23 protein-coding genes and 2 tRNA genes are annotated in these 23,771 nt (G+C 38.5%); 14 read left to right on the top strand and 11 right to left on the bottom strand.

The window, feature by feature from the left end; all coding sequences use genetic code 11:
• The first annotated feature begins 119 nt into the window (after positions 1-119).
• Entirely contained in the window at positions 120-1,682 is a 1,563-nt protein-coding gene (locus AAFN64_RS12185; protein WP_347760635.1) for an FAD-dependent protein, read from the top strand.
• A 3-nt stretch (positions 1,683-1,685) separates the two neighbouring features.
• On the opposite strand, the gene AAFN64_RS12180 is transcribed toward AAFN64_RS12185, so the two are convergent.
• Both AAFN64_RS12180 and AAFN64_RS12175 read right to left on the bottom strand, forming a co-directional pair.
• Positions 1,686-2,624: a S41 family peptidase gene (locus AAFN64_RS12180; protein ID WP_347760634.1), complete on the bottom strand. Its 939-nt coding sequence runs from the start codon at positions 2,622-2,624 to the stop codon at positions 1,686-1,688.
• A 65-nt stretch (positions 2,625-2,689) separates the two neighbouring features.
• Complete coding sequence (locus AAFN64_RS12175; RefSeq protein WP_347760633.1) at positions 2,690-3,169, bottom strand: GNAT family N-acetyltransferase; 480 nt, start codon at positions 3,167-3,169, stop codon at positions 2,690-2,692.
• Positions 3,170-3,318: 149 nt separating this feature from the next.
• Here AAFN64_RS12175 and idi point away from each other — a divergent pair, with 149 nt between their 5' ends.
• The 9 genes from idi to AAFN64_RS12130 all read left to right on the top strand — a co-directional run bounded on the left by idi (position 3,319) and on the right by AAFN64_RS12130 (position 10,804).
• On the top strand, positions 3,319-3,846 hold the full coding sequence (gene idi, locus AAFN64_RS12170) for an isopentenyl-diphosphate Delta-isomerase (RefSeq protein WP_347760632.1): 528 nt from the start codon (positions 3,319-3,321) through the stop codon (positions 3,844-3,846).
• Between the two features lie 9 nt (positions 3,847-3,855).
• On the top strand, positions 3,856-4,266 hold the full coding sequence (locus AAFN64_RS12165; protein ID WP_300486249.1) for a 6-carboxytetrahydropterin synthase: 411 nt from the start codon (positions 3,856-3,858) through the stop codon (positions 4,264-4,266).
• Between the two features lies 1 nt (position 4,267).
• Entirely contained in the window at positions 4,268-4,723 is a 456-nt protein-coding gene (locus AAFN64_RS12160; RefSeq protein ID WP_347760631.1) for a peroxiredoxin, read from the top strand.
• A gap of 92 nt (positions 4,724-4,815) precedes the next feature.
• Complete coding sequence (locus tag AAFN64_RS12155) at positions 4,816-5,784, top strand: type I phosphomannose isomerase catalytic subunit (RefSeq protein ID WP_347760630.1); 969 nt, start codon at positions 4,816-4,818, stop codon at positions 5,782-5,784.
• Between the two features lie 56 nt (positions 5,785-5,840).
• The gene (locus AAFN64_RS12150) at positions 5,841-6,107 is read left to right on the top strand and encodes a hypothetical protein (RefSeq protein WP_300486244.1); all 267 of its coding nucleotides are present in this window, start codon (positions 5,841-5,843) and stop codon (positions 6,105-6,107) included.
• Between the two features lie 79 nt (positions 6,108-6,186).
• Positions 6,187-6,260: transfer RNA gene (locus tag AAFN64_RS12145), tRNA-Thr, on the top strand.
• A gap of 88 nt (positions 6,261-6,348) precedes the next feature.
• Positions 6,349-6,422: transfer RNA gene (locus AAFN64_RS12140), tRNA-Thr, on the top strand.
• Positions 6,423-6,999: 577 nt separating this feature from the next.
• Positions 7,000-8,307 (top strand): hypothetical protein, encoded by a 1,308-nt coding sequence (locus tag AAFN64_RS12135; RefSeq protein ID WP_347760629.1) that lies wholly within the window; start codon positions 7,000-7,002, stop codon positions 8,305-8,307.
• Positions 8,308-8,311: 4 nt separating this feature from the next.
• On the top strand, positions 8,312-10,804 hold the full coding sequence (locus tag AAFN64_RS12130; RefSeq protein WP_347760628.1) for a M43 family zinc metalloprotease: 2,493 nt from the start codon (positions 8,312-8,314) through the stop codon (positions 10,802-10,804).
• 119 nt (positions 10,805-10,923) lie between these two features.
• On the opposite strand, the gene AAFN64_RS12125 is transcribed toward AAFN64_RS12130, so the two are convergent.
• The 7 genes from AAFN64_RS12125 to AAFN64_RS12095 all read right to left on the bottom strand — a co-directional run bounded on the left by AAFN64_RS12125 (position 10,924) and on the right by AAFN64_RS12095 (position 18,346).
• Positions 10,924-11,661: a DUF4369 domain-containing protein gene (locus AAFN64_RS12125; RefSeq protein WP_347760627.1), complete on the bottom strand. Its 738-nt coding sequence runs from the start codon at positions 11,659-11,661 to the stop codon at positions 10,924-10,926.
• Between the two features lie 153 nt (positions 11,662-11,814).
• Positions 11,815-13,659 (bottom strand): peptidase M61, encoded by a 1,845-nt coding sequence (locus AAFN64_RS12120; protein WP_347760626.1) that lies wholly within the window; start codon positions 13,657-13,659, stop codon positions 11,815-11,817.
• Positions 13,660-13,704: 45 nt separating this feature from the next.
• On the bottom strand, positions 13,705-14,652 hold the full coding sequence (locus AAFN64_RS12115) for an alpha/beta hydrolase (RefSeq protein WP_347760625.1): 948 nt from the start codon (positions 14,650-14,652) through the stop codon (positions 13,705-13,707).
• 58 nt (positions 14,653-14,710) lie between these two features.
• Positions 14,711-14,992 (bottom strand): TIGR03643 family protein, encoded by a 282-nt coding sequence (locus AAFN64_RS12110; protein ID WP_300486143.1) that lies wholly within the window; start codon positions 14,990-14,992, stop codon positions 14,711-14,713.
• A 432-nt stretch (positions 14,993-15,424) separates the two neighbouring features.
• Complete coding sequence (aqpZ, locus tag AAFN64_RS12105) at positions 15,425-16,105, bottom strand: aquaporin Z (protein WP_300486144.1); 681 nt, start codon at positions 16,103-16,105, stop codon at positions 15,425-15,427.
• A gap of 381 nt (positions 16,106-16,486) precedes the next feature.
• Positions 16,487-17,383, bottom strand: a complete 897-nt coding sequence (locus tag AAFN64_RS12100) for a DMT family transporter (protein ID WP_300486146.1) — start codon at positions 17,381-17,383, stop codon at positions 16,487-16,489.
• A gap of 174 nt (positions 17,384-17,557) precedes the next feature.
• Positions 17,558-18,346, bottom strand: coding sequence for a hypothetical protein (locus AAFN64_RS12095; RefSeq protein WP_347760624.1), 789 nt, complete (start codon positions 18,344-18,346; stop codon positions 17,558-17,560).
• Positions 18,347-18,645: 299 nt separating this feature from the next.
• Here AAFN64_RS12095 and AAFN64_RS12090 point away from each other — a divergent pair, with 299 nt between their 5' ends.
• Together AAFN64_RS12090 and AAFN64_RS12085 are read left to right on the top strand one after the other, a co-directional pair.
• Positions 18,646-18,807 (top strand): hypothetical protein, encoded by a 162-nt coding sequence (locus tag AAFN64_RS12090; RefSeq protein WP_300486152.1) that lies wholly within the window; start codon positions 18,646-18,648, stop codon positions 18,805-18,807.
• A 4-nt stretch (positions 18,808-18,811) separates the two neighbouring features.
• Positions 18,812-19,597 carry a hypothetical protein gene (locus AAFN64_RS12085; RefSeq protein ID WP_300486153.1) on the top strand — a complete coding sequence of 262 codons (786 nt, stop codon included), beginning with the start codon at positions 18,812-18,814 and terminating at the stop codon, positions 19,595-19,597.
• A 69-nt stretch (positions 19,598-19,666) separates the two neighbouring features.
• On the opposite strand, the gene htpG is transcribed toward AAFN64_RS12085, so the two are convergent.
• Positions 19,667-21,547 (bottom strand): molecular chaperone HtpG, encoded by a 1,881-nt coding sequence (gene htpG, locus AAFN64_RS12080; protein ID WP_347760623.1) that lies wholly within the window; start codon positions 21,545-21,547, stop codon positions 19,667-19,669.
• A gap of 177 nt (positions 21,548-21,724) precedes the next feature.
• On the opposite strand from htpG, the gene AAFN64_RS12075 reads away from it, so the two are divergent.
• Entirely contained in the window at positions 21,725-22,201 is a 477-nt protein-coding gene (locus tag AAFN64_RS12075) for a lipocalin family protein (protein WP_136403154.1), read from the top strand.
• Between the two features lie 21 nt (positions 22,202-22,222).
• A complete protein-coding gene (locus tag AAFN64_RS12070; RefSeq protein WP_136403155.1) occupies positions 22,223-22,918 on the top strand; it encodes an OmpA family protein in 696 nt (231 codons plus the stop codon).
• Positions 22,919-22,983: 65 nt separating this feature from the next.
• Here AAFN64_RS12070 and AAFN64_RS12065 read toward each other — a convergent pair whose 3' ends face one another.
• On the bottom strand, positions 22,984-23,763 hold the full coding sequence (locus tag AAFN64_RS12065; protein WP_347760622.1) for an alpha/beta hydrolase: 780 nt from the start codon (positions 23,761-23,763) through the stop codon (positions 22,984-22,986).
• Positions 23,764-23,771 lie beyond the last annotated feature (8 nt).

Below are 23,771 nucleotides of genomic sequence, written 5' to 3'. Positions count from 1 at the left end.
ATTTAAACAACAAAATTACAAAGGATAATTCAGCTGTAAAACCGAAAAATGAATCGGGTGGAATCATTTCTGTTGCAAATCACTATTTTTGCAGTCTGATTTAAAATCAAATCCATAAAATGCCAAGAGAATTACAAATACAGGTTGCTCCGGATGTAGCAGCAAATCAGGAATTATTGCAGCAACATATTGCCAAGTTGGTACAAAGCAATGTTTCGGATATTCAGCATGTTTCGATAGTAAAACGTTCTATCGATGCGCGTCAGCGTTCGGTAAAAATCAACCTGAAAGTAGCGGTGTATTTTACGGATGAAAAATTTACGGAAATCAAAATCGATTTACCGGATTATAAAAATGTAACCAATGCTCAGGAAGTAATTGTAATTGGCGCAGGTCCTGCCGGACTTTTTGCCGCTTTGCAATTAATCGAACTGGGATTGTGTCCGGTTCTTATCGAAAGAGGAAAAGATGTTCGTGGTCGACGCAGAGATTTAAAAGCGATCAACCGGGATCATATTGTAGATGAAGATTCCAATTATTGTTTTGGAGAAGGTGGTGCCGGAACCTATTCGGATGGGAAATTATATACCCGTTCGAAAAAAAGAGGGGATGTGAACCGTATTCTGGAATTGTTGGTGGCCTATGGTGCTTCATCGGATATTTTGGTTGAAGCGCATCCGCATATCGGAACCAATAAATTGCCAAAAATTATTCAGGATATACGGGAAAAGATCATTGAATGCGGTGGAAAAGTATTATTCGAAACCCGTGTTACCGATATTCTGGTAAAAAATAATGAAGTGTACGGTGTGGAAATCCATACCGGAGAACAGCTGTTGGCACAAAAGATTATATTGGCTACGGGACATTCGGCTCGCGATATTTTTGAATTGCTGGATCGGAAAAAAATCCTGATCGAAGCCAAGCCGTTTGCTTTGGGCGTTCGGGCAGAGCATCCGCAATCCTTAATTGATAGTATTCAGTATTCCTGTGATTTTAGAGGGGAATTTTTGCCTCCGGCGCCGTATTCAATCGTAAAGCAGGTAAACGGCCGTGGCATGTATTCTTTTTGTATGTGTCCGGGTGGTGTTATTGCGCCTTGTGCTACGAGTCCAGGCGAAGTGGTGACCAATGGATGGTCGCCTTCAAAAAGGGATCAGGAAACCGCAAATTCCGGTATTGTAGTCGAGTTAAAGTTGGAAGATTTTAAGCCGTTTGCAAAATTCGGTGCTTTGGCCGGAATGGAATTTCAAAAAGCCATCGAGCAAAAAGCATGGCATTTGGCCGGAGAAACCCAAAAAGTACCGGCGCAACGTATGGTCGATTTTACACAACATAAAGTATCAACGTCTATTCCAAAAACGTCGTATGTTCCGGGAACGACTTCGGTAGAATTAGGACAGGTATTCCCGGGATTTTTAACGCAGATTATGCGCGAAGGTTTTGTCGACTTTGGAAAATCGATGAAAGGCTATCTGACGAATGAAGCGATTTTACACGCGCCGGAAAGCCGTACTTCTTCACCGGTTCGTATTCCGCGCGATCATGAAAGTTTAGAGCATTTACAGATCAAAGGATTGTATCCTTGCGGCGAAGGTGCCGGATATGCCGGTGGGATTATTTCTGCCGCGATCGATGGTGAAAAATGCGCCTTGAAAGCTGCGGAAAGTATAGCGCGATAATTTTTACTGCTTTTTAAGCCATTCTATGGCTTTTGATACGACCTGATCGGGCGAAGCTTCCGTATCGGGAACGATACCATTTTTATATAGCGTTTTATTGCGATCGGCAAAATAACCCGTCGTGATCGAAATCGTAGCGCCGTCCGAAAGTATATAGGTTTCATTAAGGACGGAAGCACCATAGGTTTTGGCTCCGAAGCTTTGGGTTTTTGGCCTTCCTTTAAAAGCGACCGCAACTGCTTCACCTGAATTTCGGGTAGTACCATCGGTTAATACGGCTACTGGTGGCCCGTTGTTTTTTAGTTTGTAAAATTCATGCAGGTCTTCAACAAGTGTATTCCCATAAAATATTTTTCCGTTTTCACTAATCCACGGTTCTTCATTGGTGTCGTTTATAAAATAACCAACGGTTCCGTTGCCCAATATCGGCGCAATTGCAGCAAGCATCGGACTGATTGATCCGTAGTTGTTTCCTCTTAAATCTATAATCCAGCCTTTTGTTGGATGTTTGTCCTGTTCGGTAATCTGTTGGATTATTTGCTGGCGGTACATTTCGATCTCGTCTTCGTCTTTCGGACAATTACCCAGATATAAATAACCAATGTCTTTTGGAATTGTACCCGATGGTATTTCCGGGATTATGGCATTGTCGGCGTTTTCCGGTTGCGGTGTATTAAAGGAGCTATGACGGTCTTTTAATAATTGTAAGGCATAGCTAACCGATGCATGAGCTTCGTGTAACGTTACTGCTTTTCCGGCATGCGCCAATACATCGGTTCTGAATTTTGTCCAGTCGATGTGTTTCCGATTGACGGATTTGGTTTCCAGAAGGGTGATCACTTCATTTAGATAGGTCTTTGCTTCCGGAGAAATGCTTTGCTCTTTCTCCCGGCAACCGGAAAATAATGTGGCAATAAGTACTAAAATAAATAACGACCGCATGACAGAATTTTAAATTACCGGTAAAGATACTATAACTCGTATCGGGAATAACAGGCTTTAACGCTTTATTCAGATTGTTGCGGGTTGTCGATGGCATGATGTAACGGACGTTCCATCTGAACCAGATCAAAACCGATATCCCAATAGTCTTTTACGACAGCTTTGGTTTCAAAACCAAATTTCTGGTAAAATGGATAGACCAGTTGTGAGGTGCGTACCGATATCAGCTCGATTCCGTTGATCGCCTGGATTTGTTGAATTCGGAATCGGGTTAATGCCGATCCCAATCCTTTGCCCTGACTATCGGGATGAAAAAGATCCCAGGATATCTTGGCTGTTTTGCGGTCTTCGGTCAAGTTAACACCACCGGAACCCAATACGATGCCGTCAACTTCAACTACAAAATAATATTCCAGATGTCGTTCCAGATATTCTGCAAAATCGGCTTCTTCGCTCGGTGCAAAATAATCGGGAATGTTTCGTTTTAAAAGTGCCATAAGTTGCGGTTTGTCGCTGTCCTGATAAGGGCGGATCTGAATATTCATTTGTTTTTAATTTGACGTTGTACGGTGAAGGTACTCAAAAATACTGTTAAATTATCGGAAAATGCGACTGTTTTTTTAGTGCCGGCAACGGTGATCGAAAGCGATATAAACCGTTTCTTTTTTGTATTTTTGGCAGGTAATCTGAAGCTATGACAGAAGAGAAAGTAATATTAGTAAACGAAAAAGACGAACCCATAGGATTGATGCCGAAAATGGAGGCGCATGAAAAAGCAGTATTGCATCGTGCCTTTTCGGTTTTTGTGCTGAACGATAAAAACGAAATCATGTTACAGCAACGGGCGCATCATAAATACCACTCCCCGTTATTATGGACCAATACCTGTTGCAGTCATCAGCGGGAAGGGGAAAATAATATACAGGCCGGATCACGTCGATTACAGGAAGAAATGGGGTTTACAACCGAGTTAAAAGAGCTTTTCTCTTTTATCTATAAAGCGCCTTTTGATAACGGATTGACGGAACATGAACTGGATCACGTGATGATTGGGTATTATAATGAAGTACCGGAAATTAACCCGGATGAAGTGGAAAGCTGGAAATGGATGAGCATTGAGGCCGTTAAAGAAGATATGGAATTACACCCGGAAATCTATACGGTCTGGTTTAAAATCATCTTCGATAAGTTTTACCATTATCTGGAAGCACATAAAGTTTAAAATAGAAACATGAGAGTAACTGTTAGCCGTAAAGCCCATTTTAATGCCGCCCACCGATTGTATCGTAAAGATTGGACATTCGAAAAAAACCAGGCCGTTTTTGGAAAATGCAATAATCCCAATTACCACGGGCATAACTATGAACTTATTGTAAGTGTTACCGGTGAAATCGATCCGGAAACCGGTTATGTTATGGATCTTGGCGAATTGGCTGCTATTATTCAACGGGAAGTGGAAGAACGATTGGATCATAAAAATCTGAATCTTGATGTGCCGGAATTTGAAAACCTGAATCCCACTGCCGAGCATATCGCTGTTGTGATATGGGATAAGCTCCGAAAAGAAATAGCAACCGATAAGGATTTAGAAGTGGTGCTTTATGAAACACCGAGAAATTTTGTAACCTATAACGGAAAATAAGATGAGTATAAAAGTTGGCGACCGTATTCCGGAATTTGAAACGACAGATGCTAATGGCGCGGTCTTTTCGATAACTTCACTTTTGGGTAAAAAACCGTTGGTAATCTATTTTTATCCTAAAGACGATACGCCCGGTTGTACGAAAGAAGCCTGTGCTTTCCGCGATAGCTATGAAGATTTTTCCGATTTGGGAGCCGAAATAATCGGGATAAGCGGCGATAGTAGCGCTTCGCATCAGGAATTTGCCAGTCGGTATAAACTGCCTTTTGTTTTGCTGGCCGACAAAGGGAATACCATTCGAAAGCAATTTGGTGTTCCAACTAATCTGTTGGGATTGCTACCGGGACGGGTAACTTATATTGTAGATCGTGCCGGAATTGTTCGTTTGGTGTTTAATAGTATGAATGCAAGTCAGCATATGCCTAAAGCACTTGAAGCAATCCGATCGATGGAATAAGTTTTTTTAACGTAACTAATAAAAGTTTGTATTGGTTAATTACAAAACTTTTTTGCATTTTTGCTGATCTAATAAAATGAATTAATAGATTTATGGCAATAGATTGGTATCCGTTATTATTTTCCCCCATTTTAAAAGACAGAATTTGGGGTGGTACCAAATTATCGTCCTTACTTCATAAAGACATCGTATCACAAACTACAGGTGAAAGTTGGGAAATATCTACTGTTTCCGGCGATATTAGTGTTGTCAAAAATGGAAAACTGACTGGTAAATCTTTGGAAGAACTTCTGGATATGGATCCGGAGGCTTTGTTAGGGAAAAAAGTCCATGCAGCGTTTGGAACTGCATTTCCATTATTATTTAAGTTTTTGGATGCCAAAGAAGATTTGTCGATTCAGTTACATCCTAATGATGAGCTGGCACGTAAGCGCCATAATTCGTTTGGAAAAACTGAAATGTGGTATGTCATGCAGGCCGATCCGGATTCGCGGATTATCGTAGGATTCGAAAAAGAAGCGTCTCCTGAAGAATACCTGCACCATCTGGAAAACAAAACGCTTACCAAGATACTGAAAGAGATAAAAGTGGCACCGGGCGATGTTTTTTTTCTGGAAACAGGAACCATTCACGCAATTGGCGCCGGAATCGTTATCGCAGAAATACAACAGACTTCCGATATTACCTATCGCGTATACGATTGGGATCGCGTTGATGCCGAAGGAAAATCGCGAGAATTGCATATCGATCTGGCATTGGATGCAATCGATTATTCCGTTTCGAATACAAAATGTGACTATTCTAAACAGGTGAATACGTCCAACCCGGTAATCAACTGTCCGTATTTTACAACTAATTTTATTCCGTTGGATGGCGAACTTGCTTTTCAAAAAACATCCGATTCATTTACCGTCCTGGTTTGTACGGAAGGAACTTTTTCCATCCGGACCAATGGAAAGGAAACCGCTTTTCAAAAAGGCGATACAGTGTTAATTCCGGCTGTAATAACCGATTTTGAACTTAGTGGAACCGCTTCATTATTAGAAATATTCATTTCTTAATATGTAATCAAAAGAATAGTTGTAATTTTGCCATCGAAATTTTAAACATTAGAAAAATGGCAAGCGTTAGAAATTTAAAAAAAGACATCAATTACGTTTTAGGTGATATTATCGAGGCAGTTTACATTTGGGAGATGACGACCACTGGTAAACCAACAGAAGCTTCAGACGCCTTGGTAACGGAAGCGATCGCAACATTCGATAATTTGGTTACTAAAGTGAATCAGAAAAATGTTGAAAATAAAAAAGCGCATTTTAAGCAAATTAATAAAGAATTAGAAGAGGCTGCAAATCAGTTGGTTGATAAAGTTAACGCGCTGTAGTCTGAAAAATCAATAAAAAGTGCACAAAAAATATTTGGAAGTTTCAAAAACAGCCTTATATTTGCAACCGAATTGAGACGCCGGTGTAGCTCAGCTGGCTAGAGCAGCTGATTTGTAATCAGCAGGTCGTGGGTTCGAGTCCCTCCATCGGCTCAATTTTTTTGCCACATTTTGTGGTTTTACTGAAAAATAAAATACAGTCTATTTTTTAAATAAACTTGTATTTAAACTGATTTGAGACGCCGGTGTAGCTCAGCTGGCTAGAGCAGCTGATTTGTAATCAGCAGGTCGTGGGTTCGAGTCCCTCCATCGGCTCAATCATCTACTTTAAGCCACTTGAAGAGAGTGGTTTTTTTATTTATAAAGGTTTAAGGGATTACCGTAAAAGGTGATCCCTTTTGTTTTTACAAACAGAAACAGAATAAAGCACATGTCGGATCGTAATTCGGTAGACCTCCTTTTTGTTTTAACTGATCAATATAAACAAAATTATATTTCTGGTATTCAGACGAGTATTAATAGTCTTATTTCTGTCTTCATATTGCCTTTTACCGTCTTTAATTTAGTCTTAACTTTAAAAAAAATATTGCCAATACAGTATTCCTAAAACACAGCACTTCCATTTTAAGAATTCCCACCTTATTATAATTCTTCTATGTGTTTTTTACTGTTTAGCCTTTCCGAATAGTGGTAGTATAAATTGAATAATAAGCATATTCCCCTGTGACTTTTAATTGAAGCAAAGTATTCGAATACTGTGCCTCATTTTTCTCTAACGTTAGAGATTTTTAATTTATAGAAAGTCTTGCACGTCAAGTATTAATCAAGGGTTCTTATAGGGCTCTAATTCTGACAATATCTTCTTTTTAGTATAATTTAAAATAAATATAAAATGAAAACACAGCAATTAAAGTTTCTATTTTTAGCATCCACTCTATTTTTGGGGGTATCTTTAAATGTAATGGCTCAAGTTTCACCTCAAGGGAGAGCGACAAGTAATAAATCTTATAACGCAACTACTAATGGCTGCAAAGATGACGTCACCAATGCGCCGTGCTGGTCGTGGACCGTTGATAACGATAATAATGACTACAATGGAATAGCAGGGTTTAAATGGTGGAATAATGGTGGGAATACTGTGAGTGACCTAGTGATGCAAATGGTAACTCAACCTTGGGGATATTCTCTTGAAGTTCCTTCTCCGGATCATAATTCTATTTTATCTCTTATTGCAAATGATTCCCGAATGACGCTACATGAGAACAGGGTTTATCCCTTTATGTTCTTTCAAACCGGCGATGCCCGAACGGGTATCTTTTATGGAAAAGATCATTTTATGAATTTTACATTAAACCCTAAAGTGCCAACGAATAGTAGTACTTTTTCATATGCCGATGGCTTTCGTTTTTTGGATTCTCAAGGTGCCGATATCGTTAACAATCCGGATTCATACGGAAGAGAATTGATGCGAATTACTAAGAATGGATTGGTAGGTATTGGAACCTCAAAACCTGCTTGTCGTTTGCATGTTAAAGGCGGATTTATGATTGAATCTGTTGAAAACGAGTGGGTAAAAAATAGTTTTAAAGTTAATGTAAGCAGCTCAAGAGTAGTTTTGACTAGCACTGGTGAAGATGAAGGAATGTTTTTGGAATCGAAAACAGGTAATAAAATAACTATTGGAGATTTTGATGATGATGTTATAATAAGTGCAAATAATATTATCTGTAGTAACAATACATCGACCGATAATGTATTCATGTCGATTAATACGGTGAGACAAGTTGAGCATGCTACGTTAACAGTTGCCGGAGCTACTTATATAGGTCCCAAAGCGGATTTAGCTGCTGATGGAAGATTATCAAAGTTTAATCCTAAATATTTAGCCAAATATAGTCTTTGGGTAGAAAAAGGTATTGTATCAGAAGATTTTGCATTTGCGGGTGTAGATAGATGGCAAGATGGTGTTTTTAATGCCGATTACGATTTGCTACCCTTAGAACAAGTTAAGTCTTATATCGATCAGAATAAACATTTGCCAAATGTGCCTTCCGAAAAAAGTATAAAAGAGAATGGCTATACAGCGCATCAAATGAACATGATTTTTATGCAAAAAATCGAAGAACTTACCCTGTACACTATTTCTTTAAAGGAAGAAATAGAAGAAATGAAAAAAGAACGTGTCAATAATAAAGAATAAGTATATGAAAAAACATTTATTTTTTATAGTGCTATTCCTGAAAATAACGCTGCTTTTTTCGCAGGGTGGAACTCGAGAGGCATGGTTGAGAAGTGGGGCACCGAATTATGATGCCAATAAAAATTTAAATTATGCGTATTCTAATAACGAGTGTGTATTATTTGGGAATAGTATAATCTCGATACCAATGGATAATTCGTATATTCATTTAATCGATTTTTATGGAGAAGGTAGAATAGTAGATCATAATTTGGTTTCAGGTTTTAAAGATGCCTATAATATTAATCACGAATATCAATTGGTAAGTAACGGACCTGATCGGGGGCATAGAATACCGAATAGAATACCGGTTCCTAATTACTATGGAGATTTACAGCTCTCTAGTTACGTTGCCAGTGATAGAGTAAGTAATATTACTTTAATGGGAGCACCTATCCTGCAAAACACAGCGCAGGAAATGGCCCGAATGATCCGGAAAGACGGAAAAGGGAAAATTATTATCTATGGTTTTGGCGATCGTGACTCAGGGGTTGTCATATTGGAAAAAGAATTGAAAAAAATAAACTTTCAGCGTGTTGAACATAACTTTTTGGAGCCTCCTTTTGATGAAATCAGTGGCTTTCCACATGCTCCAAGAGTGTATAAAAGCAAAAAAATTAGTATCGTTGGAGAGAAAGTTTTTTGGTCGTTAAATCCAAAACTAGACCATGGTGTTACTCAGGAAGAAATGATGACTCTTGATTTTACCAGTTTATTAAAGATGGGGGCGGATTTAAGTGGAGGTATTAAAGGAACAATAGATAAGTCTGGAGGGAAAATTTCTATTGAGGTTTATCCGTATGATAACGATGGTCAGGATGGAATTCAAAAACTGGTTGCATTGAAATCGTTTTCGAGAGATAAGTTAATATATGGTGTTTATACTGATACTAGCAACGTTAATGAGTATGTAGGACTAACAAAAAAAATACCATATGGATTTATTGTTAGTGAAAAAGGTGAGAGTTTTGAAGTATTGGGAGAAACCGATTCCAATGATATAAAGTTATTGGCAGCAAATTCTAAAAGTGGTTGGGAAAAAGGAGCGTGTAGTTATTCTTTTTTAAGAGGTCTGATGTGGTTCGGATGGATGACCGGAGGGCTTTATAATATGGACAAACCGAATTCACCCAATGCTCCGTGTGAGAAGATTATAACGCATTTACAATCAGGAAGACAACCTGTAGTGGTAAAGATTACAATTAAAGATGCTACTTTATATGATTTTAAAATACCAGGAGTAACTGGTGGTAGTATCGTTAATTTTGTTGAGGATAAAGGAAGCAGTGAATATAAAGTCATAAAAAGATTAGTAGTTACCATTTTAGAGTCTCCTGAGGATTTCAGAGAGGCTACTTTTTATAAGGCAAGAATAATGGGTTACATAACTGAAGCAAACAGGTATTATACTGCAAAAACCGGGAATGTAAAAAATGCTGCGATTAGTGCAGAAATCGGTAACCCAAGAATTTTATTTAATAGTGTTGATTTAATTTTAAAAAAAGCAACTACTAGCAGATATAATTATAATATAGTAGCTCAAGAAAAACTTTTTGAGTCTGAGGCCAATATAAAGAATAATAACGATGAAACAATGCAGTTAGTCTATGTGCATTCTCTGACAAAATATTATCCCCGAGCACCAGCTGAAAGAGTTATCCGGGGAATGTCGAAGAATGGAGGTGCAACAATTTCTAATTCGGATTACACGGTTTTTTCATATAGTAGAATGTTTGATGATGACCCCGATGTATATGGAACCCCTGGAAGTACTCTGGCGCATGAATTTGGGCACTATTTTGATCTGGACCACCCATTCCAGGGCGGATGTCACGAGTCGGGGGGAGGTGATAATATTTCGGATACCCCTCCGGCTGAAGGTGCCTTTTGGTATTTAAAAGACCCTGGAGGTCCAAATGAAAGAGGCATCGAAAATCCTTGTGAGAATCCTCCAACGTGTCACAATCAAAGAAGGCAGATCGAAAATATTATGGATTATGGACCTTGTAGATGGTTTTTTACCAAAGGACAGGAAGAACGAATGATGAGAAGAATAAAAACAAAACAAAGTTTATATAATAGTATGTGGATTAGTGACATAAGTGCGGATCCACATGAGGTAAACATTACGGTAAATGATCAAAGAGATCATTCCCAAATTATAAGAAAAAGAGAGTTGAAGGACAATCAGTTTTCTATGAGATTGAGAATGCTGTATCCTACTTCTCAAAAGAACTACTATAATTTAGAAATCTTTTCTGATTTACCCCAAAACGCCACGGTTCAAATATTCGATATTCATTCAACGTTGTTATACAAAGCCTATTATTCAATAAAAAATGGCTTGAACTATTTTCCGATTAAATCCCGGTTTTTTAAAAAAGGAGGACTCTATTTAGTAACCTATATCAATGATGAAGGTAGAACGGAGAAAATAAAATTCCTGGGATCTCAATAAGAAATAAATAGCTTATATAAAAAGTTCTTGGAAAAAACGATCCGATTGGCTCTGCAATTGGTGTAACAAAAAATGCTATAAATATAAAAGCGGCTTAGAAATAAGCCGCTTTATTGTTTTTATTTCGTCGGTGCCGAAGCTTCCTGTTGTTTGCGTTTTGCAACAAACTCCTGTAGTAATTTTCCGTAATAGGAATGCGATACTTCCGGAGTTAACGATTTCTGAATCGTATCCAGGTATTTGATATTGGCATCGTAGATATCGGTTAACGCAATATAAGGAGCTACGTCGTATTTCGCATTGTTTACGGCAAAATTAACCGCACTCAGATAGCGACGAATCACCAGTTTTTCATTGCGATCTTTAAGACTGTCCAGCATTTTGGTGTCACGCATCTTCTGAGCAAATAGCATCATACTTAACGCCTGATTTTCCTCGTCTGTATAACGCGATTTTATTTTTTTGTAATCTTCATACAACTCGTTGTTTTTAGAGCCTGTAACCTTCGTTTTTGCGTAAAATTCTTTTAAGGTGGTTTGGATAGTCATATTTCCGGGTTCTGCAAAAAACATCAGACTGTTGTCAAGCGACTTGGAAGTACCACGGTCTAAAAACAGGTAGTACATTTCCGGATGATCAATTTTTATAGTGCTTTCAAAATTGGAATTCCCTTTAATCGTAAAACTGTCGATCGTAACAAAAGAAGTGTCAACTATTTTCTTTAAATATAGTTTACCTTGTTTGAGTCCGTCTACCGATCCTGTAAGGTGAAGGCTATTACCGGCTACTTCGTTTTCTTTTTTACAGGCTATAGCGAGTAAAGCGACAGCACATAAGGTTATCAGTGTTTTTTTCATTATAAAAGCGATTTTTAAAGAGTGCAAAGTAAAGAAAAAAATAGTGAGTTACTAGGGATGTGATACAAATAGTGTTTTTCACCTCGGAGTATAAAAAAACCTGTTGGTTAGAACAGGTTTTTTATTGAGGCTGAAAGCCAGTTATGTTTTGGATTATCCTTTTAACCAGGCATCTTTAAGCTTGGTTTTAGAAGTATCGGTAAAGTGTAATCCTTCCACATCTTCCATGCTTAAGGTTACTTTTCCTTTTAAGGTTAGTTCCTTGTTATTGCGCTTGATCTGCATGGTGATCGGATCGTTTTCTTTCCAATCCATGCTCGACATGATCATTTCGTAGATGTTGTCAAGGTTATACGCCGTTCCGTTGATAGAAAGGATGGTATCGCCATTTTTCAAACCAATTTTTTTCATAAAAGCATTTAGCTCGATCTCCGGAAGTACAACAATCTCTTTCGTCGACGGATTTACCGTGATATATGGCATTTCGCCTTTTAAGAACGGATTGGCTGGTTTTTTAACAGCTCCTTCTTTTACACCAACTTTCGCAAAATAGACATCGTATGGAATTGGCGTGTCACCCGCTACATATTTTGTCAGGAATTCGCCCACTTCCGGGTAGGTTAAGGCCGTAATTTTAGCAAATAATTCATTGTCGTTAAACGGTCGGCTATTTCCGTATTCTTTGGATAAAGCTTGCATCAGACTTAAAATACCACGTTGACCGTTGCTGCTTTCACGCATCTGAATGTCGATACACATGGCAATCAAAGCTCCTTTTTGGTATACGTTGTAATACGAATCTTTATACTCCTTATCTAAAATGTTTTTACTCATTTTTGTAAACGGCATTTTGTCGTCGAAACGTTTTGAGGTTGCTATTTTTTCGGACATTCTACCGTAAAAATCATCTTCCGAAATCAAGCCCTGATTTACCTGGAACAGGTTGGCGAAATATTCTGTTACACCTTCATACATCCATAAGTGCTCGGACATTTTAGGAGTATTGTAATCGAAATACTGAATTTCGTTCGAGTGGATGCTCAACGGTGTTACAATATGGAAAAACTCATGGGAAACCACGTCTTTTAATTGTTCAACCAACTGTGCTTTTGGCATCATTTCCGGCATAACCACTGTTGTGGAAGTCGTGTGTTCTAAAGCACCGAATCCTTTGGCATCCGGTTTTTTCATATCCGAAAGGTATAATAACACACTGTATTTTTTAGTGGTGTTAAACGGACCTAAGAATTTTTTCTGAGCACGCATCATCGTTTCCATTTCCGGAGTGATGTCTTTGGCCGTGTAGGTTCCGTTTGGCGAGTATACGCTGATCAGGATTTCCATTCCGTCTACCGTAAAAGTGGTATAATCGGGTTTGGAATACATAATCGGATTATCTACCAGTTCGGCATAACGGGAAGTGGTAAAAGTGTCCGATTCGTTACTCGGATCGGTATCGGTTAAAGAAGTCGCGCCCCAAAGTGTTGCCGGATGGGATACGGTTACGGTATATGGAATTTCACCTTTCCCCTGGAAATACCCCACAAATCCGTGTGTATTCAGCATAAAGTTTTCATTTGCGGCGATATTGGTTCCGGCCGGCGAAAAAATATCATGTGTGCCTTCCACGTCATAGGTGTCGTTTACCCAATAGGTTACTTTGCTTAAGGTTTTGGCATTGGAAATCTGCCAGGAATTAGCATCTGATTTATTGACCGGAAGGAGATTTCCTTTGGCATCATACGCTTTAAAATCATCGATGAATTTACCGTAATCGTCCTCGGAATAGGTTCCCGGAATAATTTTCGGGATATGAAAGGTTGCGGTTTCAGTAGTAAACGATGGAGCCATAATGGTAACCATTACTTTATCGTCTTTTACATTTTTCAGATCAATAGCAACTTTTACATCGTTTACTGCAACTGTCTGTGGTTGTTGTGCTGTTTTACAGCTCATTACCATCGCAGCCATTGCCAATGTACAGATAAGTCTTTTCATTGTAATATTTTTAGTTGTATATAGGTATTCGGAATTGTTTTTTTGTTACAATTTATGCTTTTTTAAGAAAAGATTTATCGCTTGTGCCAGTTCCGGTGTATTGCGGGTTTCCGGTTTACTATAGGAAGCCCGGTTTTCAGCATCGTCTCCGGTTATGGTTTTCAAGACATGATTCATGTTTGGAATTATTGTCAGTGAAGCGTCCGGTTTTGCCTTTTTTAATTGTTCTGCTTCCGATTCGGCTACTTGTAAGTCTTTGGTTCCGTTAAGAAGTAGTACCGGAATTTTTAATTTCTGAATTTCCTGTTGCGGCTTGTATTGTATCCATGACGTCATATAGGGTTGAACGCTTTCCCGAAACATAGAACTCAACAGCGGACTTTTTACAGTCGCCACTTCACCTTTTTTTATTTTTTCTAAAGTGGTTATTAGTTCTTCTTTTACGCCGGGCGCCTGTTTGGTGATCTGATCGATTAAAATTTCGTCTATCGGTCTTCCCGGTCCGGCGATCGATATAAATCCGTCGGCTTTGGTTTGTTGTGCTGCAATCATACCGATTTGAGAACCTTCGCTATGGCCTGCAAATACGATTTTACTGTAGTTTCCGGTTTTTTTAAAATGATCAAAAACGGTTGCGGCATCGGTAATCATATCCTCAAAACGCATGTCTTTTTCGTTAACTGTTCCGGCAATGATTTGTGCAATCACTCGTTTGTCGTAGGTAAAAACAGCCCGATGTTCCTTAGCCAGATCTTCGGCCAGGTATTTTAGTGAATTGTTTTGCAGACCAATCTGATTTCCGTTCCGATTGGTGGGTCCGGAACCGGCAATTAGGATGATCAATGTTGGTTTTTTGACTTCCGGAATCGGTGTATACAGATCGCCTTTTAATAAAGGATTGACCTGTATTTCGGTTATTTTAAACGGTGTTTCCTGTGCGATCGCAGGTATGGAAATACAAAGGAAAAGCGATAGTACTATTTTTTTGATCATGGTTGTTAAGAGTGTCTAAGTATATAAAAAAGGCCCGTTTTAACAGGCCTCAGTAGATTTAATCGAATTTATTTTTAAAGTAGTATTTACTGTCCAGATCATCATCTTCCAGATCGTTATAACGTTGTGGCTTTGGTTTTGGTTTATTGGCAGTAACCTTTTTTTTCCAAAGTTCAAAATTGTCTTTTGATAACTTTTTGCGAACCATTTCGGTAACTTCGCTTTCGGAAATTCCAAATTCTTCTTTTATTACTTCAAAAGGTCTTTTTTCCTCCTGAGCCATAGTGACAATTCTATCAATTGTTTCCTTGTCGAATTCTAAAACTTTGCTTTTTTTCATCAGATGAAAAATTAATCAAATAAATGTTTTTAATGGTTTATTTACACACTCAATATTACTAAAAAAATGAATTGAGCAATATGGGTGCTGTTATTTTTTTTGATTTTTCAAAAATCAGACCAAAATGTTTTTTCCTTTTGAAAAATGAGCAAAAAAATAGTGTCTCAGCGGTATTTATCTAGCGTATCCGTCAATTTTTTTACAATTTTTAATCGATGTATAGCGAACTTTTTATTTGTTATTGGAATTAAAAAGGAGGTAATTCGGATGGTAATACGGAAATAGTAGCCTTATTGAGATTGTTCGGAAACGGTTGTGATAGATGTAGGACGAAATGTAGTTTTTGTGTAGCCAGAAGAAAAGTAAAAAAAAGAGGATAAAAAAACGGCCTTATCGATAAGGCCGTTTTTCTAAAATGTATTTTTTGATTCACTATTCTTTACTAAAAATTGATTTATAGACAATACCGGCAATCAGTGCGCCAATAATTGGTGCCACGATAAACAACCATAACTGGCTTAACGCTTCGCCACCTACAAAAACCGCCTGACTTATACTTCGGGCTGGATTTACAGAGGTGTTGGTAACCGGAATACTGATCAAATGAATCAGGGTTAACGCCAATCCGATGGCTAATCCGGCAAATCCTTTTGGTGCTCTATCGTCTGTAGCGCCCAGAATCACAATCAGGAAGATAAAAGTCATTACGACTTCGGTGAGAAAAGCGGCATTCATACTGTATTTGCCCGGCGAAAGTTCGCCATAACCATTGGAAGCAAACCCGCCAATATCACTACCGTTACCCGTTGCGATTACATATAATATGGCTGCTGCGGCAATACCGCCCAAAACCTGAGCCACGATATAGGGGATAAGCTCTTTGGCATCAAAACGACCGCCTACCCATAATCCGATAGAAACCGCCGGGTTGAGATGTGCGCCGGAAATATGCCCAAGCGAATAAGCAATTGTCAGTACGGTAAGTCCGAAAGCCAAAGCGACTCCAACAAAACCAATTCCTGCGTCGGGAAAGTTACAGGCCAGCACTGCGCTACCACAACCTCCTAAAACCAACCAAAATGTTCCAATGAATTCTGCGATAAGTTTTTTCATAAAATAAAGGGATTAGTTAAACAATTGTAATAAATGTATTTCAGGGAAAATGTAAGGCTTGATCAAAATATTGAAGGCATAGAAAAGTAGTGCGGTCGAACAGTAAAGCATACTGTTGCCACAGGTAAATCGGTAAAAAGGCGGAAAAGGAAATTAGGGATTGTAGAACCGGAATTGAAATAAAAGCTTTATTCGGGTGAAAATCCGGGACCGTAAAAGAGGGGCTTTGCGTATATAATGCACTACTTCTGTAGAAACCGGCAACCGATGTGCTGCAAAGCGAAAGGGGTAAGAGGGATTGCCAGGTTAAACTCATTTTCAGGTAGTTAAATGATTATATCCGTATTACGAATATAATCATTTTTACCAGAAAATTCTATATTAATTCTTTTTTTTGAACGAAATGTTCATAATGATAATGGCGAGAATGATTAGTAAAATTCCCATCCATTGTGTTAGGACTACGGTTTCATTGAGAATCACAAAGGCCATCATAACCGAAACGGGTAATTCCAACGACGAAACGATACTACCTAATCCGATTCCGGTATGTGGAAATCCGGCATTCATCAACATCGGTGGAATGATGGTTCCGAATAGGGATAGTACAATTCCCCATTTTAAGAAGATTTCAAAGTTATACGGAGTCGTTTGTGTGAAAATTCCAAACCCGAATACAATCACAGCACCACCCAATAGCATGTATAAGCTTCGTTGTGCCGGCGATATTCCGGTAGCAACACTGTTGGCGGTAAACATGGTTGTTGTGAAGGAAGCGGCTGCAAGCATTCCCCACATTAATCCGCGCCAGTCCAGTTGAATTTCGTTTTTAAAGATGTTAGTTGCCAGTGCGGTACCTCCTAAAACGATGATCACCGATATTACTTTTTGTAATGATGGTAGTTTTTTGTCGATAAACATTTCCAGTAAAACACCCATCCATACCGTTTGCATCAATAAAACGATACCAATGGATACGGGAATGTATTTTACGGCTAGATAATAGAAAACACTGGTCATTCCCAATGATGTTCCGGCCAGCATTAACTGAGCGATATTCTTTTTAGTGGCTTTTACGACAGTACCTTTATTTTTGGATTTCTGAAAAGCATTGATGATTAGGATTCCGATGATACCCAAAATAAACTGGGACGACGTAACCTCGGCAGTGGTGTAGTTTTCCTGATAGGCTAGTTTAACAAATGTTGCCAGCATTCCATAACTGGTAGCACCTAAACCTACTAAAAAAACTCCTTTTAAAACTTTGTTTCCTGACATTATTATTTGATTTTAAAACAGCCTGCAAAGATAAGCTATCCCGTTTAGTTAGAATAATCAATCGGAAAAAAAATAATGTTTTGATAAAATAGGTGCTGATTTTGAGTGAAATGGATAAAAAAAAGGATTGGCACTATGGTCAATCCTTTTTAAAATAGCATTGTTGATCCGTGATTATTCCGACCAGTATACTAAAGTTACTTCGATAACACCGTTAGCATTTACAAGGCTATCCGATAAGGTTACAGTAGTTGCAGAAGCACCGCTGAAATAACCGTTATAAGCACGGAATGTGTAAGTACCCGGAGCTAAATTGCTATAACAGTCTTCGTAATTTTCAGGGTAGAAATATACATTCGCATCGTTATACGCATAATAACCGTGTAAGTCGTTGTAGGTAACTGGATTTCCCAGGTGATCTACCAGTTTCATACAAACGTTGTAGGTTTTGATAGCAGTAGCAATTGAATTAATTTCGTTGATAAGGCTAGTAGTTGTAGTGTATTGCTGATCCAATACGCTTTTTACATTTGGAATCAGGTTTAAAGCGGTAGCGTTATCATTTGCAGCCAAAGCATCGTTGATTTGGAACGTTAATCCGATAAGAATATCGTTTAAGTTTACCAATTCGGCAGTGATAGCGTTAATGCTAGCTGTAGAAAAGGCATTTTGAGACGCTGTACGCGCTAGGCTGGCAAAATAATCCACATCATCAGAATTGTTTTGGATGGAGTTTACCTGAACAAACATGGCATCGTAAAATTGTTGTGCATTTGGTGCATTTAATAATACGATTTGTTTTGCCAATTGTACCGCTGCCGTTTTAGCAGCTGGTGTATCCTGTTGGATGTTTTCGGCTGACTGGATTGCGTAGTCTAAATTTTGTTGTGCAGTTTGTGCGAAAACAGAGCTGCCTACCAATGCTACAAACAAGGTCATAGCATAAAAAGTAATTTTCTTCATAGAAATAGATTTAAGGTTTTGTACGCCAAATGTATTAAAATGTATTAAAATTATTACGTATTGAGTATTATTATTGTATTAATAAAATATTATTTAGACATTTTGCGTGTTTTGTTGTTTTGTTGGTGTTTGTTTTGTGATCTTAATAGTGTGGCGTTGAACGCGGAATTGCTATTATAAAAAACTGTTTTTTGCTGTAACAATGGCAGGAATTGACTTATATTTTTGATTGTTATCCATTTACCGATTTTTCAAGTGGAAATAATTTGTATATTTGTAGGAACTAATACTTTATTGTAATGCTAAAGTTTATAAATAAAAGCGGAAAAGCTTCGGTTACTTCCAATCCCGAAATTGGAAGCGGACTGGTTCGTATTGCGCACAAAATAAGTGCCGTTAGCGGAGAAAGCCAGTTAGTAAAAATCGGAGGACGCTATTTTAGAGTAAGGGAATTGGGATAACCGGATGAATATTGCTTTTACAACAGTATTATTGTTTATCATCCTTGCTCCGGGGTTTTTGGCCCGAATCGCTTATAATTCTTCTAAATTAAGTGTTGCAGATTCCAATAGAAATCTGGTTAACGAATTAACCTGGTCGATCATTCCGGCACTTACACTACACATCATTTTTGTTGCGATCATACAGAATGCTACCCGATATTCTGTCGATTTTGTGCAATTGGGTAACTTGGTTTTGGGGACTTCCCAAAAAGCAGATGCGAGTTTCGCCCAATTAAACGATTATAAATACGCCATATTTTTTTATAATCTTATTCTTTTTAAAACCTCTTTTGTCGCGGGTTATCTACTGCGAAAAATGGTGCGCTTTTTTAAACTAGACCGAAAGTTCCGTTATTTTCGTTTTTCAAATAAATGGCATTATATCTTTTCCGGGGAATGCCTGGATTTTCCAGATGTTCCGGATGAATACGAAGAAATTACCAATAAAATTATCAATGTACTTTGTAAGGTAAATGGTCGTACGGTATTGTACACCGGCGAATATTTTAATTATTATGTAGATGGTAAAGGCGATTTGGAAGCGGTACATTTAAAGTATCCGATTCGGAGGTATCTGGAAAATGATAAAGCCGGTGACGAAGATTATTATGTGATCTCCAGTCGTTATCTGATGATTCCAAATTCAGATATCATCAATATCAATTTTAAGTATATTAATTTTGAAGAAGTTGATGAAGCGGAATTATCGGAGGAAGAAAAGGACAATGCGATACAGTTGTCGGAATAATTCAGATATAAAAAAAGCAACAGGTGGTCCCTGCTGCTTTTCCTAAATAATCGAATATAATAATTGGAGTTATTTGATTAACTCGAAATTACGTTTTACAAAAGCGGTTAGCTCTTCTCCTTTTAAAAGATTTTGAGATAGCTTCGCTAAATCCAAAGCCTGTTTTACAAGACCTTCCTGTACCGGTTTATCGGTTGTGTTTAGAATGGTAGTGGCCAGATCGGAATTGGTATTGATAATCAGGTTGTACATTTCCGGGAAATTGCCCATACCAAACATACCACCGCCACCGGACTGACTCATTTCTTTCATTCGGCGCATAAACTCCGGTTGCGTGATCATAAATGGAGCCGCTTTACTGTCCATCGCTTCCAACTGAACCGTGTACGACGTCTTCGGTACGATTTCTTCCAACACCGTTTTCAGGTTGTTTTGCTCGTCTTCCGATAGTTTCGAAATCGGGTTGTCATCTTTTTTAATCAGATTGTCAATATGATCCGAATCCACACGGGTGAACGTTAGTTTTTCATTGTCGGCTTCCAGTTTCTGAATCAGGTGTGACACGATCGGGCTGTCCAATAATAGTACTTCATAACCTTTTTCTTTAGCCGATTCGATATAGCTGTGTTGTACATCTTTATTCGAAGCGTACAGAACAACCAGTTTGTCGTCTTTGTCTGTTTGTTTGTCTTTTATGGCTTCCTTTAATTCTTCCAGCGTATAGTATTTTCCATCTACGGAAGGATATAAAACGAAAGCACCCGCTTTTTCATAGAATTTCGGTTCGGATAACATTCCGTATTCCAAAACGATTTTAATGTCGTTCCATTTCTGTTCGAAATCCTCACGGTTCTCAGTAAACAACGATTTTAATTTGTCGGCTACCTTACGGGTAATATAATTTGAAATTTTCTTTACGTTTCCATCCGCCTGTAAGTACGAACGCGATACGTTTAACGGGATATCCGGAGAGTCGATAACTCCTTTTAACATGGTTAAAAATTCCGGAACGATTCCTTCTACGTTATCCGTAACAAAAACCTGGTTTTGATACAACTGGATTTTGTCTTTTTGGATTTGTAAATCGGCCGACATTTTCGGGAAATACAAAATACCGGTCAGGTTAAACGGATAATCAACGTTTAAGTGGATGTTGAATAACGGTTCTTCGAATTGCATCGGATACAACTCGCGGTAGAAGTTTTTGTAATCAACATCGCTAAGATCGCTCGGTTGTTTGGTCCAAGCCGGGTTCGGGTTGTTGATGATATTGTCTACGGTGATCGTTTCTTCCGTTGCATCATCACCTTCGCCGGTAGTTACTTTTTCGGTGCGCGTTCCGAATTTGATCGGCACCGGCATAAATTTATTGTATTTGATCAATAACTCACGGATTTTTCCTTCTTCCAGGAATTCCAGTGAATCTTCGGCAATATGAAGAATGATTTCCGTTCCTCGGTCGGTTTTATCAGACGCTACTAATGTAAATTCCGGGCTTCCGTCGCAAGTCCAGTGTGCAGCCGGTTCGTCTTTGTGGGATTTGGTGATGATTTCCACTTTTTCGGCAACCATAAAGGCCGAGTAAAAACCAAGTCCGAAATGCCCGATGATGCCCGAGTCTTTAGCGGAGTCTTTGTATTTTTCCAAAAACTCTTCCGCTCCGGAAAAAGCAACCTGATTGATGTATTTTTCAACCTCTTCGGCCGTCATACCCAATCCCTGGTCGATAATATGTATTTTTTTATTGTCTTTGTCGATCTTTACTTCGATAACCGGATTTCCATAATCCACTTTTGCCTCACCAATACTGGTTAAATGTTTTAACTTTAGCGTGGCATCCGTCGCGTTTGATACAAGTTCACGAAGGAAAATTTCGTGGTCACTGTATAAAAACTTCTTGATTAGAGGAAAGATGTTTTCTACCGATACATTGATTTTTCCTGTAGTCATATATAAGCTGTATTTTTTTTGTTAAACTTTTTCTGATTTATGCAAATTAAGTACCAAACCAAAAAAATGTGACAAAATGACCGAAATGCAGCTTATAGTGGAAAAATTCTTACTCAAAATTTAACAAATTAATGCTGTAGGTAGTATATTTGTGTTAGTTATTTTAAAGCGCTCTATATGAAAAAATTAATTTTCTTAAGTGTACTTACCATGATGCTGTTTTCATGTAAGTCAACATCGGTAACCAACACGAAGTTAGATCGAACTTCACAGGTTGCAATTAAAGGTAACTGGGTTTTAAGCTCTGTTAGTTACCCGGGTTCAGAATACATTAAGGTGAATTCGTTTCAGATCGCCGACTCAAAGTGCTTTGAAGGAAGCAGCTGGAAATTTATTTCAAACAACAACAAAGGGAATATGGCCTTGGAAAAAGCCAATTGTCCGGCTTTCGCTTCTGCTTTTACCTGGTTTGTAAATAAAGAAGGTGAGTTTGTTTTAAAACTTCTGGATGCGGGCGAAAAAGCCAAAAAAGTGAAAGAAGGTTATGTGTTGAAATTAGCAAATCAGTCGGAAACATCATTCCAGTTGATCGATAAAATCAACGTAGGAGGTAAACTGACAGATGTAGTATACCAGTTTGAAAAATTGAACTAATTAAAAAATAAAATCAGGAATATGAAAAAGATAACAATTTATACAATAGCAGCGGTATTCATGATCGGATCCGTTTTTACAAGTTGCGATTCGGTTAAAAACGCAAATAATACCCAAAAAGGTGCTGGTATTGGTGCTGTAGCCGGTGCGGTTTTAGGTGGTGTACTTGGAAACAATATCGGTAAAGGCGGAAATGGTGCTTTAGGTGCGGTTCTTGGTGGTGTTGTTGGTGGTGTTGCCGGTGGTGTTATCGGAAACAAAATGGACAAACAGGCTCGTGAAATCGAACAGGCTGTACCCGGTGCTGAAGTAGAGAGAGTTGGAGAAGGTATTAAATTGGTATTGGGCGAAAATGCTGTTCGTTTTGATACTAACAAATCTACCCTGACAGCTTCTGCCAAAGCAAACCTTGATAAATTGGTTCCGGTTTTTCAAAGCTATGCCGATACGGATATCGTAATTTACGGATATACCGATAATACCGGTAAAGTAGAGTACAACCAGTCGTTGTCTGAGCAAAGAGCGGCTTCTGTAAAAAGTTACCTGGCTGGAAAAGGTTTGTCTTCCAATCGTTTTAAAGTATCCGGAATGGGTATTGCCGATCCGATTGCAACAAACGATACTCCGGAAGGACGTAGCAAAAACCGTCGTGTTGAATTTGCTATCACAGCAAATGAGAAAATGGTTCAGGATGCTAAAAAACAAGGCGGAAATTAATTTCCAAATGATATAAAAGATAAAAAGACTGTCGAAACGACAGTCTTTTTTAGTTTATGCTAGGATCAAAGTGTTTCGATAAATTGCTTTGCTGCATTTAATGTCAGTTCCGGAGCTTCCTTATGCGGGGTATGACCAATATTCGGAATAAGATACTGTTCCGATCGTCCGGAAACCAGACTGATGGTTTTGGCAACCTGATCCAGTGTACCGTATTCATCGGCTTCTCCCTGAATAAACAAGAGCGGACAACGTATTGCGGATACTAATTTTTCGATGTTCCAACTTCTAAAATCGTCACGAGTCCAGGTTAATGTCCAGGCTTTAAACAGCGTGTCCACCTTATCGCCGTGGTATTTCTGCAAACGAACCGCTAAGTCAGTAGTGGTATAGGCTTCCATAGCTTCGCGGATTCCTTTTAAGGTAACTTCTTCTACAAAAATATGAGCCGCTTCACAAATCACGGCTTTGATGCGTTCCGGATAGTTACTGGCGGTAATCAGTGCAATCGAACCACCATCGCTATGTCCGAATAAAATAGCTTGATCAATTTCTAGATGAACAAGTAATTCGTTTAAGACAGTGGCTTCTTCTGTCAGATAATCAACGGGTCTTTCGTATGTGGACATCGGAGCCGATTTGCCATACCCAAGCCGATCGTACACCAATACGTTGCATTGCGTGACTTCAGCCAGTTTTTCCGGAAAATCCCGCCAAAGTTGTATACAGCCCAGAGAGTCGTGTAAAAAGACCAGTGTTGGTTTGCCCGGATGATTGTTTTGAAAATGAATGTAAAGTGTTTTTCCGTTTATGGAAAGTTGTGTTTCAATAGTATTCTGATACATAAAAAGTA

It is taken from the genome of Flavobacterium sp. CAU 1735 (assembly GCF_039888695.1).
Taxonomy (GTDB): Bacteria; Bacteroidota; Bacteroidia; order Flavobacteriales; family Flavobacteriaceae; genus Flavobacterium.
This window is presented reverse-complemented; position numbering and strand designations above follow the sequence as displayed.

What these genes read in the sequence shown, in the direction of transcription:
- AAFN64_RS12185 (WP_347760635.1), top strand. Translation starts at nt 120, where the DNA reads ATGCCAAGAGAATTACAAATACAGGTTGCTCCGGATGTAGCAGCAAAT.
- AAFN64_RS12180 (WP_347760634.1), bottom strand. Translation starts at nt 2,624, where the DNA reads ATGCGGTCGTTATTTATTTTAGTACTTATTGCCACATTATTTTCCGGT.
- AAFN64_RS12175 (WP_347760633.1), bottom strand. Translation starts at nt 3,169, where the DNA reads ATGAATATTCAGATCCGCCCTTATCAGGACAGCGACAAACCGCAACTT.
- idi (WP_347760632.1), top strand. Translation starts at nt 3,319, where the DNA reads ATGACAGAAGAGAAAGTAATATTAGTAAACGAAAAAGACGAACCCATA.
- AAFN64_RS12165 (WP_300486249.1), top strand. Translation starts at nt 3,856, where the DNA reads ATGAGAGTAACTGTTAGCCGTAAAGCCCATTTTAATGCCGCCCACCGA.
- AAFN64_RS12160 (WP_347760631.1), top strand. Translation starts at nt 4,268, where the DNA reads ATGAGTATAAAAGTTGGCGACCGTATTCCGGAATTTGAAACGACAGAT.
- AAFN64_RS12155 (WP_347760630.1), top strand. Translation starts at nt 4,816, where the DNA reads ATGGCAATAGATTGGTATCCGTTATTATTTTCCCCCATTTTAAAAGAC.
- AAFN64_RS12150 (WP_300486244.1), top strand. Translation starts at nt 5,841, where the DNA reads ATGGCAAGCGTTAGAAATTTAAAAAAAGACATCAATTACGTTTTAGGT.
- AAFN64_RS12135 (WP_347760629.1), top strand. Translation starts at nt 7,000, where the DNA reads ATGAAAACACAGCAATTAAAGTTTCTATTTTTAGCATCCACTCTATTT.
- AAFN64_RS12130 (WP_347760628.1), top strand. Translation starts at nt 8,312, where the DNA reads ATGAAAAAACATTTATTTTTTATAGTGCTATTCCTGAAAATAACGCTG.
- AAFN64_RS12125 (WP_347760627.1), bottom strand. Translation starts at nt 11,661, where the DNA reads ATGAAAAAAACACTGATAACCTTATGTGCTGTCGCTTTACTCGCTATA.
- AAFN64_RS12120 (WP_347760626.1), bottom strand. Translation starts at nt 13,659, where the DNA reads ATGAAAAGACTTATCTGTACATTGGCAATGGCTGCGATGGTAATGAGC.
- AAFN64_RS12115 (WP_347760625.1), bottom strand. Translation starts at nt 14,652, where the DNA reads ATGATCAAAAAAATAGTACTATCGCTTTTCCTTTGTATTTCCATACCT.
- AAFN64_RS12110 (WP_300486143.1), bottom strand. Translation starts at nt 14,992, where the DNA reads ATGAAAAAAAGCAAAGTTTTAGAATTCGACAAGGAAACAATTGATAGA.
- aqpZ (WP_300486144.1), bottom strand. Translation starts at nt 16,105, where the DNA reads ATGAAAAAACTTATCGCAGAATTCATTGGAACATTTTGGTTGGTTTTA.
- AAFN64_RS12100 (WP_300486146.1), bottom strand. Translation starts at nt 17,383, where the DNA reads ATGTCAGGAAACAAAGTTTTAAAAGGAGTTTTTTTAGTAGGTTTAGGT.
- AAFN64_RS12095 (WP_347760624.1), bottom strand. Translation starts at nt 18,346, where the DNA reads ATGAAGAAAATTACTTTTTATGCTATGACCTTGTTTGTAGCATTGGTA.
- AAFN64_RS12090 (WP_300486152.1), top strand. Translation starts at nt 18,646, where the DNA reads ATGCTAAAGTTTATAAATAAAAGCGGAAAAGCTTCGGTTACTTCCAAT.
- AAFN64_RS12085 (WP_300486153.1), top strand. Translation starts at nt 18,812, where the DNA reads ATGAATATTGCTTTTACAACAGTATTATTGTTTATCATCCTTGCTCCG.
- htpG (WP_347760623.1), bottom strand. Translation starts at nt 21,547, where the DNA reads ATGACTACAGGAAAAATCAATGTATCGGTAGAAAACATCTTTCCTCTA.
- AAFN64_RS12075 (WP_136403154.1), top strand. Translation starts at nt 21,725, where the DNA reads ATGAAAAAATTAATTTTCTTAAGTGTACTTACCATGATGCTGTTTTCA.
- AAFN64_RS12070 (WP_136403155.1), top strand. Translation starts at nt 22,223, where the DNA reads ATGAAAAAGATAACAATTTATACAATAGCAGCGGTATTCATGATCGGA.
- AAFN64_RS12065 (WP_347760622.1), bottom strand. Translation starts at nt 23,763, where the DNA reads ATGTATCAGAATACTATTGAAACACAACTTTCCATAAACGGAAAAACA.